The sequence below is a fragment of the Bacillus sp. RHFS10 genome (assembly GCF_016757475.1).
Taxonomy (GTDB): domain Bacteria; phylum Bacillota; class Bacilli; order Bacillales; family Bacillaceae; genus Bacillus; species Bacillus subtilis_G.
The window spans coordinates 1-15,731 of the sequence record NZ_JAESPO010000012.1 but is presented as its reverse complement, the minus strand read 5'-3'; the positions used below and the strand labels follow the sequence as shown (position 1 = coordinate 15,731).

16 protein-coding genes, 1 tRNA gene, 2 rRNA genes, 1 other RNA gene and 1 other annotated feature are annotated in these 15,731 nt (G+C 42.3%); of the genes, 5 read left to right on the top strand and 15 right to left on the bottom strand.

Features of this window, described 5'->3' with window-relative positions; translation table 11 throughout:
* From JMN17_RS21185 to tadA, 8 genes are all read right to left on the bottom strand, one after another.
* Nucleotides 1-105: ribosomal RNA gene (locus JMN17_RS21185) — 16S ribosomal RNA — on the bottom strand; the annotation flags it as partial.
* Nucleotides 106-415: 310 nt separating this feature from the next.
* Nucleotides 416-679 carry a sigma-K factor-processing regulator BofA gene (gene bofA, locus JMN17_RS21180; RefSeq protein WP_087992024.1) on the bottom strand — a complete coding sequence of 88 codons (264 nt, stop codon included), beginning with the start codon at nucleotides 677-679 and terminating at the stop codon, nucleotides 416-418.
* Nucleotides 680-745: 66 nt separating this feature from the next.
* Nucleotides 746-970: a YaaL family protein gene (locus JMN17_RS21175; RefSeq protein WP_202329178.1), complete on the bottom strand. Its 225-nt coding sequence runs from the start codon at nucleotides 968-970 to the stop codon at nucleotides 746-748.
* Nucleotides 971-987: 17 nt separating this feature from the next.
* Nucleotides 988-1,584 (bottom strand): recombination protein RecR, encoded by a 597-nt coding sequence (gene recR, locus JMN17_RS21170; RefSeq protein ID WP_087992025.1) that lies wholly within the window; start codon nucleotides 1,582-1,584, stop codon nucleotides 988-990.
* Nucleotides 1,585-1,598: 14 nt separating this feature from the next.
* The gene (locus tag JMN17_RS21165) at nucleotides 1,599-1,922 is read right to left on the bottom strand and encodes a YbaB/EbfC family nucleoid-associated protein (RefSeq protein ID WP_024713930.1); all 324 of its coding nucleotides are present in this window, start codon (nucleotides 1,920-1,922) and stop codon (nucleotides 1,599-1,601) included.
* 23 nt (nucleotides 1,923-1,945) lie between these two features.
* Nucleotides 1,946-3,637: a DNA polymerase III subunit gamma/tau gene (dnaX, locus tag JMN17_RS21160; RefSeq protein WP_202329177.1), complete on the bottom strand. Its 1,692-nt coding sequence runs from the start codon at nucleotides 3,635-3,637 to the stop codon at nucleotides 1,946-1,948.
* A gap of 129 nt (nucleotides 3,638-3,766) precedes the next feature.
* Nucleotides 3,767-4,031: signal recognition particle sRNA large type (ffs, locus tag JMN17_RS21155), an RNA gene on the bottom strand.
* Nucleotides 4,032-4,113: 82 nt separating this feature from the next.
* A complete protein-coding gene (gene tadA, locus JMN17_RS21150; protein ID WP_087992027.1) occupies nucleotides 4,114-4,599 on the bottom strand; it encodes a tRNA adenosine(34) deaminase TadA in 486 nt (161 codons plus the stop codon).
* Nucleotides 4,600-4,684: 85 nt separating this feature from the next.
* Here tadA and JMN17_RS21145 point away from each other — a divergent pair, with 85 nt between their 5' ends.
* From JMN17_RS21145 to dck, 4 genes are all read left to right on the top strand, one after another.
* A complete protein-coding gene (locus JMN17_RS21145; protein ID WP_087992028.1) occupies nucleotides 4,685-5,230 on the top strand; it encodes an isochorismatase family cysteine hydrolase in 546 nt (181 codons plus the stop codon).
* 69 nt (nucleotides 5,231-5,299) lie between these two features.
* Complete coding sequence (locus JMN17_RS21140; RefSeq protein WP_087992029.1) at nucleotides 5,300-6,583, top strand: LysM peptidoglycan-binding domain-containing protein; 1,284 nt, start codon at nucleotides 5,300-5,302, stop codon at nucleotides 6,581-6,583.
* 98 nt (nucleotides 6,584-6,681) lie between these two features.
* Nucleotides 6,682-7,305: a deoxyguanosine kinase gene (dgk, locus tag JMN17_RS21135; RefSeq protein ID WP_087992030.1), complete on the top strand. Its 624-nt coding sequence runs from the start codon at nucleotides 6,682-6,684 to the stop codon at nucleotides 7,303-7,305.
* Nucleotides 7,302-7,955: a deoxyadenosine/deoxycytidine kinase gene (gene dck, locus JMN17_RS21130; RefSeq protein ID WP_087992031.1), complete on the top strand. Its 654-nt coding sequence runs from the start codon at nucleotides 7,302-7,304 to the stop codon at nucleotides 7,953-7,955. Before dgk ends, dck begins: the two co-directional genes overlap by 4 nt.
* A 111-nt stretch (nucleotides 7,956-8,066) precedes the next feature.
* Here dck and JMN17_RS21125 read toward each other — a convergent pair.
* From JMN17_RS21125 to guaB, 6 genes are all read right to left on the bottom strand, one after another.
* Nucleotides 8,067-8,159: transfer RNA gene (locus JMN17_RS21125), tRNA-Ser, on the bottom strand.
* A gap of 136 nt (nucleotides 8,160-8,295) precedes the next feature.
* Nucleotides 8,296-9,573, bottom strand: a complete 1,278-nt coding sequence (gene serS / locus JMN17_RS21120; RefSeq protein ID WP_148964524.1) for a serine--tRNA ligase — start codon at nucleotides 9,571-9,573, stop codon at nucleotides 8,296-8,298.
* 55 nt (nucleotides 9,574-9,628) lie between these two features.
* Nucleotides 9,629-9,841 (bottom strand) — a binding site (T-box leader).
* A 52-nt stretch (nucleotides 9,842-9,893) separates the two neighbouring features.
* The gene (gene pdxT, locus JMN17_RS21115) at nucleotides 9,894-10,484 is read right to left on the bottom strand and encodes a pyridoxal 5'-phosphate synthase glutaminase subunit PdxT (protein WP_087992033.1); all 591 of its coding nucleotides are present in this window, start codon (nucleotides 10,482-10,484) and stop codon (nucleotides 9,894-9,896) included.
* Between the two features lie 21 nt (nucleotides 10,485-10,505).
* On the bottom strand, nucleotides 10,506-11,390 hold the full coding sequence (gene pdxS, locus JMN17_RS21110; RefSeq protein WP_087992034.1) for a pyridoxal 5'-phosphate synthase lyase subunit PdxS: 885 nt from the start codon (nucleotides 11,388-11,390) through the stop codon (nucleotides 10,506-10,508).
* Nucleotides 11,391-11,586: 196 nt separating this feature from the next.
* A complete protein-coding gene (dacA, locus tag JMN17_RS21105) occupies nucleotides 11,587-12,918 on the bottom strand; it encodes a D-alanyl-D-alanine carboxypeptidase (RefSeq protein WP_087992035.1) in 1,332 nt (443 codons plus the stop codon).
* 152 nt (nucleotides 12,919-13,070) lie between these two features.
* Nucleotides 13,071-14,537: an IMP dehydrogenase gene (guaB, locus tag JMN17_RS21100; RefSeq protein ID WP_202329175.1), complete on the bottom strand. Its 1,467-nt coding sequence runs from the start codon at nucleotides 14,535-14,537 to the stop codon at nucleotides 13,071-13,073.
* 120 nt (nucleotides 14,538-14,657) lie between these two features.
* On the opposite strand from guaB, the gene JMN17_RS21095 reads away from it, so the two are divergent.
* Nucleotides 14,658-15,605 (top strand): YaaC family protein, encoded by a 948-nt coding sequence (locus JMN17_RS21095; RefSeq protein WP_087992037.1) that lies wholly within the window; start codon nucleotides 14,658-14,660, stop codon nucleotides 15,603-15,605.
* Between the two features lie 39 nt (nucleotides 15,606-15,644).
* Here JMN17_RS21095 and rrf read toward each other — a convergent pair.
* Nucleotides 15,645-15,731: ribosomal RNA gene (gene rrf / locus JMN17_RS21090) — 5S ribosomal RNA — on the bottom strand; the annotation flags it as partial.

Here is a 15,731-nt window from a genome sequence, read left to right as displayed (position 1 = left end):
TCCGCCGCTAACATCAGGGAGCAAGCTCCCATCTGTCCGCTCGACTTGCATGTATTAGGCACGCCGCCAGCGTTCGTCCTGAGCCAGGATCAAACTCTCCGATAAAATGGATCACAGGTTAAGTTCACCGCATCCTGCGGTGACACCTGCGTGACCTGCGTCGTGCAGATCTAGTTTGACTGACTACGCACATCGCTGTGCGATTTATAAAAAAATGAATTAACAGGTACGTTTTGTCTTGTTTAGTTTTCAAAGAACTTTGTTATCGCTCTTAAGGCGACTTTATAATCATAACATTTCTTGTCGCTTTAGTCAATAACTTTTTTAAAATAATTTCTTTTCAAAAAGCGATTCGTCATCAGCGACGTATACTAGAATAACACCTTCAATTATTAAAGTCAACATATAATATCATTTAAATAATAAATTGCTTAATGACGACTAATGCAGCTATTCCCGGTATTCCTAAAATCCCGCTGATGGCTGTTGTGACAAGATTAATCGGCACATGAATGCCAAGACTGCCGCCAAACATATTTACACAAACCAGCAGCAAAGCGCCCGCCACAAATTTAACAGCTGTGATGCCAATCCACTTTAAAGGCTTTCCAGCTGAACCTGATAAAAAAAGAAGAATAACCAGTCCTAAAATAATCCCTATAATAAAAATAGGCTCCATGAATCTTCTCATCTCCTTCGCTTGTTCTAGTACAAGCTTATGAGAAGACCCAGGAGTTTAGACCACTTACTTCCACCGGCTGATTTTTAAATTTCGCCGCTTTGCTTCCCTCAAGTAAAAAAAATACTTCGCTTCAGCTACTTTCAATTCGTATAACACTTCAGCTGACGGTTCTAAGCTTTTTTCAACCAGCTTTTTTTGCCTGTTCCATTCTTCCTTTTGCTTAAAAAGCTGCTCAATTAGTTTTTCATCAAACTCTCTTCTCAATGTTTTCTTGCGAAGAAAACCCATGGATCGCTTTTTCCTCCTTACAATTCACGTCTTCCTTCAAGTGCTTTAGAAAGAGTGACCTCATCAGCATATTCCAAATCGCCGCCGACGGGCAGTCCGTGGGCAATACGGGAGAGCTTAATACCAGACGGCTTCAAGAGCCTTGATATATACATCGCCGTTGCTTCCCCTTCTATATTAGGGTTTGTCGCGAGAATCACTTCTGTCACTTGATCATCCTGTAATCGTTTTAACAATTCTGGTATTTTAATATCCTCCGGTCCGATGCCGTCCATTGGAGAAATGGCGCCGTGGAGAACATGATACTGTCCGCTGTATTCCTTCATTTTCTCCATAGCGATAACATCCTTAGGGTCTTGCACAACACAGATAACAGACTTATCCCTGCGCGCATCTTCGCAAATATAGCATGGGTCCTGATCTGTAATATGCCCGCAAACTGAACAATATGTCAGGTTGCGTTTCGCATTTACTAAGGCTTTCGCAAAATCTAATACCACATCTTCTTTCATACCTAGAACAAAAAAAGCCAGACGAACCGCTGTTTTCGGTCCGATCCCTGGCAATTTCATAAAGCTGTCAATCAGCTTTGATATTGGTTCAGGATATTGCATGTTCTTTTATCCCCCTAGAATAAACCTGGCATGTTCATTCCCTTTGTAAATTGACCCATTGTTTCGTTTGTGATCTCGTCAACTTTTTTCAAAGCTTCATTCGTTGCAGCAAGCACTAAATCTTGAAGCATATCGATATCTTCGGGATCAACGACTTCTTCTTTGATAATAACATCCAGGACTTCTTTTTGGCCGTTCACTTTTACTGTAACCATACCGCCGCCAGCAGTTCCTTCAACAACCTGTTCTGCAAGCTCTTCTTGAGCCTTCGCCATGTCCTTTTGCATTTTTTGCATTTGTTTCATCATTTTTTGCATATTTCCCATTCCGCCACGCATAGCATTCACTCTCTTTCATTTTGTTAGTCTTTTATTTCAATTAAATCCGCTCCGACAAGCTTTTTCGCCTCGGCAATAAGCGGGTCTTCTTCAGCCGGTTCATTTGACCCTTCATTTTCCTGCTGATGGTCCACTAAAAATTCTTCTCTTATTTTACCCCATTGTGCTTCTGGAACGCCAATCAAATCCATTCTTTTTCCGAGCATCGATTCTAAAATCTGTTCAAGATTGGTTCGGACTCCGTTGTTGTCCTCGGCGACCATTTTACAATGAATTTCAAATTTGAATTTCAGAACAAATGCCGCTGAGGCGGCAGCCACAGGTTCACTGTCATTCAGCAAAGCCGCATGCGAAACTTTGTTTTGCTGTTTGAGATGAGCAAGAAGCTTGCCCCAGCTGTTTTTCAGCTGATCAAGGTCCGGTCTCGTCGCTTCCTTCAGAATTTCATGAATTCTGCCTACTGGCGCTTTGTAATTCGATTTCCCGCCCTTTGGCACACGCGGCGCTTCTTTTTTCGGGCTTTCCGCAGCTGCTTTAACGCCTGTTGTTTTAAGCCGCTCCACTTCCTGCTCGAGCTGCTGAATTTTATTCATCAGCATATCGACTTCCGGAAGGTCAGCTGCTGATTGATGAGACGTTTGGCAAATCTTCACCACCGCCACTTCAAAAAAGATACGGGGATGATTTGTCCATTTCATTTCCTGATGGCTCTTGTTCAGAATATCAATCATTTCATATATGGCCTGCGCCGGAATGTGTTCGCTGAGTCCCCGGAACGTTTCATCAACTTTTACTTTTTCGAGCACTCCTTCTAAACCTGGGGCTGTTTTGTACAGGAGCATGTCCCTGAAATAGAAAATCATATCCTCTATCAGCTTAGCCGGATCTTTCCCTTGCTGCAGCAGTTCGTTTAATGTTTCCAGTGCGTCAGAAACGTTTTTGTCGTGCAGGGACTGTGCAAGCTTTCCTATATTTAATTGAGAAACCGCCCCGGTAATCAGAAGCGCATCATCGACTTTGAGCTCGTCGCCGCTGAATGATACGGCCTGATCAAGAAGGCTCAGGGCATCCCTCATCCCTCCGTCCGCAGCGCTCGCGATGATATCAAGTGATCCTTCTTCCACTTGCAGCTGTTCGGCATCAACAATTTTATTCATACACCCGACAATCGCTTGGGATGTAATTCGTTTAAAATCAAAACGCTGACATCTTGAGATAATGGTTAAAGGGATTTTGTGCGGTTCTGTTGTCGCTAAAATGAAAATACAATGTTCAGGCGGCTCTTCTAATGTTTTTAGTAACGCATTAAAGGCGCCGATAGAAAGCATATGTACCTCATCTATGATATATACCTTATATGTGACGGCCGATGGGGCAAACTTCACCTTATCGCGAATATCACGAATCTCATCAACACCGTTATTAGATGCGGCGTCAATTTCTATGACATCGGATATGGACCCGTTTGTTATCCCTTTACAGGCCGCACATTCGTTGCATGGCTCATCAACAGGAGCATGTTCACAGTTGACAGCTTTGGCAAATATTTTGGCTGCACTGGTTTTTCCCGTTCCCCTCGGCCCGGAAAACAGATAGGCGTGAGAAAACTTTTTTTGCAAAAGGGCATTTTGCAGCGTTTTTGTAATGTGTTCTTGTCCAACCACATCTTCAAAGCGCTGAGGCCTGAATACTCGATATAAAGCTTGGTAACTCACGGGTTTGCCCTCCTCCGTTATTCATCAATCCCATTATACATGAACCTTGTTTCGATTCCAAAAGCTCTTTTCACATAACAAAAAACTCACCTAATAATAGGTGAGTCTGAAAATTTGATGATTGATTTACCGTGCACCTTCTGTCGATTCGCTACCCTAAGCGTTACTTAAGCAGTTAGCTCGGCCCAGGCAACCCTGCGGCACATGAGAGGTTTCACTTAATGCTGCTTCCTTCCGGACCTGACATGGTTCATGAATTCCCATTGCGCAGGACCCAAACGTCAACACCACTTACTTAAGGCAGACCTTAAAGTAAACGAACCTCGAGAAGGGGTTCGGCCCTGCTAGAGCGGATTGCAGGTACAGGGCACCGCTACCTCCCCGCTTAGCACGGCAAAATAAATATCAAATTTTTTCACGCATCTATCGCGATGCATACATAAGTATATCGTTTCCCCCTAAAAATTGCAACCGGACTACTCAGACAAGTTTTTCCTATAAGCTTTCTTCTTTTTTCGCAGTTCTCTAAAAAACGAACTGAGCATTTCTCCACATTCCTCCTCAAGCACCCCGCTCACCACTTCAGCCTGGTGGTTAAAGCGTTCTTCCTGTAAAAGATTCATAAGCGTGCCTGAACAGCCGCCTTTAGGGTCAAATGCACCAAATACCACTTTTTCCACTCGCGAAAGCACGACGGCACCGGCACACATCGGACAAGGCTCAAGTGTCACATAAAGGGTCGCACCCTCCAGCCGCCATGTTCCCAGCGTCTTACACGCTTCATCAATCACAAGCATTTCCGCATGAGCGATTGACCGCTGCTCCGTCTCTCTTAAATTATGTGCACGCGATACAATTTCATCATTCATGACAAGCACTGCGCCGATTGGCACTTCACCTTTCTCTTCAGCTTTTTTCGCTTCTTTAATTGCTTCTTTCATATAAAGTTCATCTTGTGTCATAAGGGTAAGCTCTCTTTTCAAAGTTTTTTCATTGCCTAAAAAGGCTACATATTAACTATAACTAAAACGGAAAGGAGACTGTCGATTGTCCAAAGCAGACACAGCTCTTCTCATTGTAGACATAATCAATAATTTTAAATTCGATATGGGGGAAAGCCTCGCTAAAAAAACAGAAAAAATCGTTCCTCACATTTTATCATTAAAGGAGCATGCGAGACAAAATGACTGGCCGATTATTTACATTAATGACCATTACGGACTTTGGCAAGCTGATATTAAAAATATTCAGCAAGAATGCACAAATGAAAGAAGCAAAGATATCATCAGACAAATAGCTCCGGAAGATGCCGATTATTTTTTAATCAAGCCGAAGCATTCCGCCTTTTACGAAACAGCCCTTCACACTCTCCTTACCGAATTGCAGGTGGAGCATATTATCATAACAGGTATAGCCGGGAACATATGCGTGCTGTTTACCGCTAATGACGCTTACATGAGGGAATACAGCATCACGATTCCTAAAGACTGCATCGCCTCAAATCGTGATGAAGACAACGAATTTGCCTTAACCATGATGGAGAATGTTCTTTTCGCTGAAATTACGACAGAGAAACAAATTACAGAAAAATAAACATGATCAGCGCTTTTCTTTCATACATTGATAGCGATATGAAAGGAGGCGTTTTTCATTCAAATTTATGTGGTGAAACAAGGCGACACTCTTTCTGCTATCGCTTCACAATACAGAACAACTGTAAGTGAAATCGCAGAAACGAATGAAATACCGAATCCCGACAGCCTTGTTGTCGGACAAACCATTGTCATTCCAATAGCCGGCCAGTTCTATGATGTTCAACAAGGTGATACCCTGACATCCATCGCACGGCGGTTCAATACAACGGCAGCCGAGCTTGCCAGGATTAACCGCATCCAGTTAAATGCCGTGCTGCAGATCGGTTTCCGTTTATACATTCCACCCATTCCTAAACGAGACATCGAGTCAAATGCTTATCTGGAACCACGCGGAAATCAAATCAGTGAAAATCTTCAGCAGGCGGCCCGGGAAGCGTCACCCTACTTAACGTACCTTGGCGCATTCAGTTTTCAGGCACAGCGTGACGGGACCTTAGTCGCCCCGCCTTTAACGAATTTAAGAAGCATTACAGAGAATCAAAACACGACATTGATGATGATTATAACGAACCTTGAAAATCAGGCATTCAGCGATGAGCTCGGCCGGATCATCTTAAACGACAATACTGTGAAAAGAAGACTTTTAAATGAAATAGTCGAGAATGCCAGAAGATATGGGTTCTATGATATTCATTTTGACTTTGAATATTTGCGGCCTCAGGATAGAGAAGCCTATAATCAATTTCTCCGTGAAGCAAGGGATCTTTTCCATCGAGAAGGTTTTGAAATTTCTACTGCGCTCGCCCCTAAAACAAGCGCAACACAGCAAGGCAGATGGTACGAAGCTCATGATTACAGGGCACATGGCCAAATTGTTGACTTTGTTGTTCTCATGACATATGAATGGGGCTACAGCGGAGGACCGGCTCAAGCCGTTTCTCCAATCGGGCCTGTTAGAGATGTTATCGAATATGCTTTGACTGAAATGCCTGCAAATAAAATTGTCATGGGCCAGAATTTATATGGGTATGACTGGACGCTGCCATATAAAGCAGGAGGACCCCTAGCAAAAGCCATAAGCCCTCAGCAAGCCCTTGTCATTGCCGCTCAAAACAACGCAGCCATTCAGTATGACCAAACAGCTCAAGCGCCTTTCTTCCGCTATACTGATGCAGAAAACAAAAGGCACGAGGTATGGTTCGAGGATGCCCGCTCGATCCAAGCAAAATTCAATCTGATTAAAGAGCTGAATTTAAGAGGCATCAGCTATTGGAAACTGGGTCTTTCCTTCCCGCAAAACTGGCTGCTGCTGTCTGATCAATTTAATATTGTCAAAAAGACGTTTCGATAATTTAGAAACGTCTTTTTTTCATGGGGGCACCCAAGGGTTGTGATACAATATGAAAGTCGGCAACTGACGAACGTTTTTCAGAAATAAGGAGGATTCCGATGAATACAGCCCCTTTTATTGCAATAGAAGGTCCTATCGGGGCAGGAAAAACAACCCTCGCAACGATGCTCTCACAAGAGCTCGAAATCCCTATGATCAATGAGATTGTTGAGGATAACCCGTACCTTGATAAGTTTTATGACAATATAGAGGAATGGAGCTTCCAGCTTGAGATGTTTTTTCTTTGTCACAGATACAAACAGCTTGAAGACACCACTGATTACTTTTTAAAAAAGGGACAGCCTGTGATAGCTGATTATCACATTTATAAAAATGTGATTTTTGCGGAACGCACCCTCTCTCAACATCAGTTGGAAAAATATAAAAAGATTTATCACCTGTTAACAGATGATCTGCAAAAGCCGAATTTCATCATTTACATAAAGGCTAGTCTGCCCACCCTGTTACATCGCATTGAAAAACGCGGACGCCCCTTTGAGAAGAAAATTGAAACAAGCTATTTGGAGCAGCTGATCGCAGATTATGAAGTCGCCATCAAACAGCTGCAGGAAGCAGATCCTGAACTTACAGTTGTAACGATAGATGGTGATTCAAAAGACTTCGTTTTGAATAAGAGCGACTTTGAACGCATTGCCGCCCATGTAAAGGAGCTTATCGTATGAAAGACCATCACATCCCTAAAAATTCAATTATCACAGTAGCAGGAACAGTAGGTGTCGGAAAATCGACTTTAACAAAAGCTTTGGCTAAACGGCTTGGATTTAAAACCTCTCTGGAGGAAGTCGATCATAATCCATACTTAGAAAAGTTCTATCATGATTTTGAACGTTGGAGTTTTCATCTGCAAATCTATTTCTTAGCTGAACGCTTCAAAGAACAGAAAACGATTTTTGAAGCAGGCGGAGGATTTGTACAGGATCGTTCTATTTATGAAGACACAGGAATTTTCGCGAAAATGCACGCTGACAAAGGGACAATGTCAAAGATTGATTATAAAACCTACACAAGCCTTTTCGAAGCAATGGTCATGACACCGTATTTCCCACACCCTGATGTATTGATCTATTTAGAAGGAGATCTGGAGAACATTTTAAACCGGATTGAAGAACGGGGCCGTGAAATGGAGCTTCAGACAAGCCGGTCTTATTGGGAAGAAATGCATACACGCTATGAAAATTGGATAAGCGGTTTTAACGCCTGCCCTGTTTTAAAGCTTCGCATTGAGGATTATGATCTGCTTAACGACGAAAGCTCAATTGAAAACATTGTAGATCAAATTGCTGCAGTTATTCATGAAAATCAAAAAAAGTGAATCTCAGTTGAGATTCACTTTTTCATTATAATAAAAAATCCGTTGCAACGAACGCAACGGACAAAACAATCTCCAATATATGCTTGTGTTTCATTAGAATTAAAATCAATATGGCGGAGGAAGAGGGATTCGAACCCCCGCGGGCTTTGACACCCCTGTCGGTTTTCAAGACCGATCCCTTCAGCCGGACTTGGGTATTCCTCCGTATCGACAAGACTTAATATATCATGAATGTTCTTATATGGTCAAGCATTTTCAAAAACTTTTTTCTCACTTTTATAAAATGTTCTGTTTACACAGGCAAAAAGGCGCACCTTGTCAGGCGCACCTTGTCATTATTTTATGGTTTCATTACTTCTTTATTCCCCATATAAGGGCGAAGCACTTTCGGAATTACAACGCTTCCGTCTTCCTGCTGATAATTTTCTAAGATAGCGGCAACTGTTCTTCCAACCGCCAGACCTGAACCGTTCAGTGTGTGTACATGCTCAGGCTTGCCTTTCGCTTCACGTCTGAAACGAATGTTCGCACGTCTTGCCTGAAACGCTTCGAAGTTGCTGCAAGAAGAGATTTCACGATATGTGTCTTGGCTTGGGATCCAAACTTCGATATCGTATTTTTTCGCCGCCGTAAAACCTAGATCACCCGTACACATGCTCATGACACGGTATGGAAGCTCGAGCAGCTGAAGAACTCGTTCTGCTTGGTTTGTAAGCTTCTCTAATTCTTCATAAGAATCTTCAGGCTTCACAAACTTCACAAGCTCAACTTTATTAAATTGGTGCTGACGGATTAATCCGCGTGTATCACGCCCTGCTGAACCAGCTTCAGAACGGAAGCAGGCACTGAATGCCGCATAGTTAATCGGCAGGCTGTCACCTGAAAGAATTTCATCGCGATGCATGTTTGTAATCGGTACTTCCGCGGTCGGAATTAAGAAGTAATCTTCTTCTCTGATTTTAAATGCATCCTCTTCGAATTTAGGGAGCTGGCCCGTTCCTGTCATGCTTGCGCGGTTTACCATATAAGGCGGAATCACTTCAGTATAGTTATACTCATCTACATGCAGATCAAGCATAAAGTTATAAAGTGCACGCTCCAGACGGGCACCTAACCCTTTATAGAAAACGAAACGGCTTCCTGTTACTTTTGAAGCACGTTCAAAATCAAGAATACTCAGCTCATCTGCAATATCCCAGTGCGGCTTCGCCTCGTAATCAAATGAAGGCTTTTCACCCCATTGACGTACTTCTATGTTGTCGTCTTCTGTTTCACCTACAGGAACAGACTCATGCGGAATGTTTGGGATGGAAAGGAGAATGGTATCAAGCTCAGATTCCACTGTTCTTAATTCTTCATCCAGCTTTTTAATCTCCTCACCGACTTCACGCATTTCTTTAATGATGTGATCCGCGTCTTTTTTCTCACGTTTCAGCACAGCAACCTGCTGAGATACTTCATTCCGTTTTCCCTTTAACTCTTCAACTTTACCGATAAGCTCTCTTCGTCTATCGTCCAGCGTCTCAAACTTATCAAAATCGGTTAAGTCTTCGCCTTTGTGTACAAGCTTTGCTTTAATATCTTGAAAATTTGCTCTCAGCATTTTTGTATCAAGCATGCGAAACACTCCTTTTTATAAAATTTGTCGAAAATAAAAAGAGCCCTCATCCCCATAAAGGGACGAGAGCTCTCGCGTTGCCACCCTGATTGAAAACAAGCCAAAGACTCGTTTACCACTTTCAAACATAACGGTTATCCCGTAAATGCCTACTTGTTTCAGCATTTCGCTCAAGGATGGATTCAGACAGCATCTTTCACCGATTCACACCAACCATCGGCTCTCTTGGAAAGAGAGGCTTCCTACTAGTTCCTGTCAACGCTTTTCGATCTTTATTTGTGCTTATAATGTACTATAAGTTTCCACAGCTTTCAACTGTTTTATACAAGTGCTTTCTGCTTGTATTCCTCTACCATTTGAACAAATAACTGTGTCACTCGGTGATCATCTGTGAGCTCCGGATGGAATGAGCAGCCTAGGAATTGATCCTGTTTAGCGGCTACAATACGGCCATTATGTTCCGAAAGAACTTCAACATTTTCACCAGCTTCTAAAATATGCGGCGCGCGGATGAATACCCCTGTAAAAGGCTCGTCAAGGCCTGTGATTGTTAAATCAGCTTCAAAACTGTCAACCTGCCGGCCAAACGAATTGCGTTCAACAACCACATTCAGAAGACCTAAATGAGGATTATCTGAACCAGCAATTTCTTTTGCTAATATAATTAATCCGGCGCATGTCCCGAACATCGGTTTTCCTTGAGCAGCAAATTCACGAAGCGGCTCCATGAATTGATATGTATCAATCAAACGCCGCATCGTTGTGCTCTCACCACCAGGCAAAATCAGCCCGTCAATGTCATTCAGCTGCTCCGGACGTTTAACGACAAGACCAGCCGCGCCGCATGCTTCAATTGCACGGATATGCTCTCTAACTGCTCCTTGAAGTCCTAGTACTCCTATTGTTAACATGTCAGCAGCGCTCCTATATTCCTACCAGCCGCGTTCTTGCATACGCTGTTCTGGAAGTAAGTTTGAGATTTCAATCCCTTTCATTGCGGTACCAAGATCTTTAGAAAGCTCAGCGATCAATTTGTAATCAGTGTAGTGAGTTGTTGCTTCCACAATGGCTTTCGCAAATTTAGCAGGATTGTCTGATTTGAAAATACCAGAGCCAACAAATACTCCGTCAGCACCAAGCTGCATCATGAGAGCAGCATCAGCAGGAGTTGCTACGCCGCCAGCGGCAAAGTTAACGACAGGAAGCTTGCCGTCTTTTTTAATTTGCAGGAGAAGCTCGTAAGGAGCACCTAAGTTTTTCGCTTCTGTCATGAGTTCATCATCACTCATCGCAACTACTTTACGCACTTGAGCGTTTACTTTGCGCATATGGCGAACAGCCTCAACAATATTTCCTGTTCCAGGCTCACCTTTCGTACGAAGCATAGAAGCACCTTCAGCAATACGGCGTGTTGCTTCACCGAGATCACGGCAGCCGCAGACGAAAGGAACTTTGTATTCATTTTTATTCAAATGAAATTCTTCGTCAGCCGGAGTCAGAACTTCACTTTCATCAATATAGTCAACACCCATAGCTTCAAGCACACGCGCTTCAACAATATGTCCGATACGCGCTTTCGCCATTACCGGGATAGATACTGCATTCATTACTTCTTCCACGATTGTAGGGTCAGCCATACGGGCAACTCCTCCAGCCGCGCGAATATCAGCTGGTACTCGCTCCAGCGCCATTACAGCGACAGCTCCAGCCTCTTCAGCAATTTTCGCTTGTTCCGCATTGATGACGTCCATGATGACGCCGCCCTTTTGCATTTCTGCCATTCCGCGTTTTACACGTTCAGTACCTGTTTGAGCCATTTTTTGGTCCCCCTAATCAAGGTATAGTTATATGATTTCTAGTCCTTATTGTATCCTAGAAATCCAATAATTCATATGGATATATATCATTTTATTCGGTTTTAAGCGCTTTGAAAATCATTTTTTATTAAAAATTGGTTTTTTTCAGTATATTAAGCGAAAGAGCCCTAACATGAATCAGAGCTCTTTCAATTGATTAAAACCAGCCGGTTACCGTATCAACAATACTTCCCCAAATGCCGGCGAAAAATCCGCCGATACTGCGCATTGTCAGAACAAACCAGTTTGCTTTTTCTACTTTTTCTTTTGTAACAAGGTCTACCCCGGCCAGATTGCTGTTAAGGAATCCGTAATCCTTTTCATCACCTGTATATTCCGCAGTCAGTTGCCCAACCTTCGTTCCTTTTTTCACAGGAGCAGTTAGCGTATCTTTATTTAATGTGACCTTCGCTTTGTAATTCTTTTCTTCACCATTTTTTACAGGAAGAGAGAATGCTTTGTTTGTCACAATGGCTGTTTCTTTCTCTTTACCCTTATCAACTGAAATTTCTTTATGGCCCTTTACTTGATCGCCTTCAGCGTACATTTCTTTCATGGAGAAATTGTCGAAGGCATAATCGAACATTTTTTTGGTCTCATCGAAACGGCCTGTATGAATGTTGCCCTTTGCGTTCAATACAACAGTAATGACACGCATTCCGTTGAGTTCGGCTGTTCCTGTGAAGCATGAACCCGCAGAGTCGGTAGAACCTGTTTTCAGACCATCTACAGTCGCTTTTTTATACTCGCTGACGAGCCCTTTCAGCATGAAGTTCCAGTTGGGCATGTCCATTTCATCATCGGTGCCCTCTCTGAACTTGGTTTTGGCGATACTGGAGGTCTCGAGAACCTCAGGGTAGTCAGTAATCAAGTGATCTGCAAGAATCGCCATATCCTTAGCAGAAACTTCACTTTCTTCATCTGCGCTTGTCCCCTCGGGCTGATGCCCGTGAAGATCTTTGTTTTCAAGACCTGTTGCGTTAACAAATTTGTAATCTGTTAAGCCAAGTTCTTTCGCTTTTGCATTCATTTTTTTCACAAATTCAGTTTCAGAACCCGCAACGATTTCTGCAATCCCAATAGCGGCAGCATTTGCAGAATAAATTGCTGTAGCTTGATATAGTTCTTTTACTGTGTATTTCCCGTCCTTACGAAGAGGGACGTTTGATAAGCTGTTATCTTGGGAAATCTCATACACATAGTCATCAGGTGTATAGGTTTGGTCCCATTTCACTTTACCTTCATCAATTGCTTCTAATAACAGATACTCTGTCATCATTTTTGTCATACTGGCAATTGGCAGTCTCTTATCTGCATTTTTACTGTACAGAATTTTACCTGAAGAAGCTTCGATCATAATAGCAGCTGCTGCATTGATATCAATTGGATCACTGGCTGCTTTTGCTTTTGACATTGGAGCCAAACAAGTGACAGCTAGTGTTAATACAACCAATGACATCAATAACTGTTTACATTTCATGATGTTCAATCGTACGACCTCCGTATTTCATTTTCTTTATCTATAATTAAGCCGTTAAGGACATTTTCAACGCACAACAGTATAAATTTTATCATAATCAGTATAAAAAAAATAGACAGAGTCAGAGACCCTGTCAAATGTTTTTAATTTGTAACAATTTATTATGAAATTGTATAGTTCGGTGATTCTTTTGTAATCTGTACATCATGCGGATGGCTTTCACGAAGTCCTGCGCCAGTCATGCGAATGAACTGAGCTTCTTCTCTTAAAGCGTGAAGATCTTTGGACCCGCAATATCCCATCCCGGAGCGAAGACCGCCGACTAGCTGATAAACTGTTTCTTCAACTGGTCCTTTGTAAGGTGTGCGTCCTTCAATTCCTTCAGGAACGAATTTTTTGTTTTCTTCTTGGAAGTAACGGTCTTTACTTCCTTTTTCCATTGCAGCAACTGACCCCATACCGCGGTATACTTTAAATCTTCTGCCTTGGTAGATTTCAGTTTCCCCTGGACTTTCTGACGTACCCGCAAGCAAGCTTCCAAGCATAACAGCATGTCCACCGGCTGCCAATGCTTTCGTGATATCACCAGAGAATTTAATTCCACCGTCTGCGATGATTGTTTTGCCATGCATTCTTGCTTCAGACGCACAATCATAAATTGCTGTAATTTGCGGAACACCCACACCTGCTACCACGCGTGTTGTACAAATTGAACCAGGTCCGATTCCAACTTTGACAACATCTACTCCAGCCTCGATAAGCGCTCTCGTCGCTTCAGCTGTTGCAACGTTTCCAGCAATAATGTTTAATTCGGGATATGTTTCACGGATTTTTGTTACTGTGTTTAATACGCCTTGAGAATGTCCGTGAGCTGTATCAATAACTATAACATCGACATTAGCTTCGACAAGCTTTTTGACGCGAGTCATTGTGTCGCCGGTTACACCAACTGCCGCGCCAACGATCAGACGGCCGTGAACGTCTTTAGATGAGTTCGGGAACTCAATGACTTTTTCAATGTCTTTGATTGTGATTAGACCTTTTAATTTATTCTGGTCATCAACGAGAGGAAGCTTTTCAATTTTATGTTTCTGCAAAATCTTTTCAGCTTCATCAAGAGTCGTTCCTACAGGTGCAGTAACAAGCTCTTCTTTCGTCATGACATCGCTGATTTTCATTGAGTAGTCAGAAATAAAACGAAGATCACGGTTTGTAATAATTCCGACAAGCTTTTGGTCTTCTTCGTTATCTACAATCGGAACACCGGAAATTCTGTATTTCCCCATCAAGTGCTCCGCATCAAATACTTGGTGATCAGGAGTTAAAAAGAAGGGATTTGTGATAACGCCGCGTTCAGAACGCTTTACTTTATCAACTTGTTCAGCCTGTTGTTCAATGGACATGTTTTTATGAATGATGCCCAAGCCGCCCTGTCTAGCCATTGCAATTGCCATTGCTGATTCTGTTACAGTGTCCATACCTGCGCTGATGACAGGAATATTCAGCTTTAACGTTTTTGTTAGTTCTACAGATAAATCCACATCACGCGGAAGTACCTCTGACTTAGCTGGCAGAAGCAGCACATCGTCGAACGTTAAGCCTTCTTTTGAAAATTTACTTTCCCACATTAGTAAATCCCCCTCTTTTCGGCAAAATATTATATGTAGATTATCAACTAGCCAAGAGCATGTCAAGGAAGCGGAAAAGAGTTGAAATATTTAGATAACGGAAAGGATAAAGAAATACATATGACATATCATAAGTGGAAAGACTTAGCGCTATTTTACTCCGTTGAATCAACCCAGAAATTTCTAGAGAAAACTTATATTTTAAACGGCATTGATGAAGCGAAAAAAAACGCTTTCAAAAACAGTGAACGGTTTATTTATTTCTTAAAGCATGCTGAATCGTTTTATAAACAAGCCTCATCTTCCCCTTTAGAAATCAAGCCGATTCTTTTATTTTACGGAATGGCACAGCTTATCAAGGCATGTCTAATTACACGGGATCCTCATTATCCAAGCCATGCATCAGTACTGGCACACGGCGTAACAACAAGAAAGCGAAAGAAACAGAATTATTGTTTTGGCGACGATGAAGTAAAAATACAACGAAACGGCCTATGCATACACTTCATGAAACACTTATTCGGACAATCCGATATTATAGATGAAAGATATACCATGAAAAAACTACTGATGGCGATTCCAGAACTAAGTGATGCTTTCTATTTTCAGCAGAAAGAACGTTTTATGACAAAAGTAGAAAAGGATAAGGACAGGATTTCTGTACCAGAGGAGGCGGTCATCAATTATAAAATGTCTGATTCAAGATTTGCCGAATATATGTCCCATCATTTTCAATGGTCGTTTACAAAGAAAAATGAACACGAGCTGCAGTTTGACATTTCACCGCAAGACACGAAGCCATGCACATCAATCAGTTTGTTATATGACATGGGAAAGAATCAATATTATATCCCTTCTCAAAGGGAGCAATTTCTGAGACTTCCTGAAATGGCCATTCATTATTTAATTTTGTACAACATAGGGATGATTGCGAGATATGAGACGGAGTGGTGGTATGAGCTGTTAACCCAGCATATAAGTGATGATTACGTACTAATTCAGCAGTTTTTATTAGTGACTGAAAACAAATTCCCGAAATACGCTTTACAATTTCTTCTTCATTGTTGATAAACAAAAAACCCAGCTCAATGAGCTGGGTTTTACCTTGCTTGGCGGCGTCCTACTCTCACAGGGGGAAACCCCCGACTACCATCGGCGCTGAAGAGCTTAACTTCCGTGTTCGGCATGGGAACG

Excerpts from the sequence above, each read along its gene's own strand:
- bofA (WP_087992024.1), bottom strand. The coding sequence starts at position 679 with ATGGAGCCTATTTTTATTATAGGGATTATTTTAGGACTGGTTATTCTT.
- JMN17_RS21175 (WP_202329178.1), bottom strand. The coding sequence starts at position 970 with ATGGGTTTTCTTCGCAAGAAAACATTGAGAAGAGAGTTTGATGAAAAA.
- recR (WP_087992025.1), bottom strand. The coding sequence starts at position 1,584 with ATGCAATATCCTGAACCAATATCAAAGCTGATTGACAGCTTTATGAAA.
- JMN17_RS21165 (WP_024713930.1), bottom strand. The coding sequence starts at position 1,922 with ATGCGTGGCGGAATGGGAAATATGCAAAAAATGATGAAACAAATGCAA.
- tadA (WP_087992027.1), bottom strand. The coding sequence starts at position 4,599 with ATGACACAAGATGAACTTTATATGAAAGAAGCAATTAAAGAAGCGAAA.
- dgk (WP_087992030.1), top strand. The coding sequence starts at position 6,682 with ATGAATACAGCCCCTTTTATTGCAATAGAAGGTCCTATCGGGGCAGGA.
- dck (WP_087992031.1), top strand. The coding sequence starts at position 7,302 with ATGAAAGACCATCACATCCCTAAAAATTCAATTATCACAGTAGCAGGA.
- serS (WP_148964524.1), bottom strand. The coding sequence starts at position 9,573 with ATGCTTGATACAAAAATGCTGAGAGCAAATTTTCAAGATATTAAAGCA.
- pdxT (WP_087992033.1), bottom strand. The coding sequence starts at position 10,484 with ATGTTAACAATAGGAGTACTAGGACTTCAAGGAGCAGTTAGAGAGCAT.
- pdxS (WP_087992034.1), bottom strand. The coding sequence starts at position 11,390 with ATGGCTCAAACAGGTACTGAACGTGTAAAACGCGGAATGGCAGAAATG.
- guaB (WP_202329175.1), bottom strand. The coding sequence starts at position 14,537 with ATGTGGGAAAGTAAATTTTCAAAAGAAGGCTTAACGTTCGACGATGTG.
- JMN17_RS21095 (WP_087992037.1), top strand. The coding sequence starts at position 14,658 with ATGACATATCATAAGTGGAAAGACTTAGCGCTATTTTACTCCGTTGAA.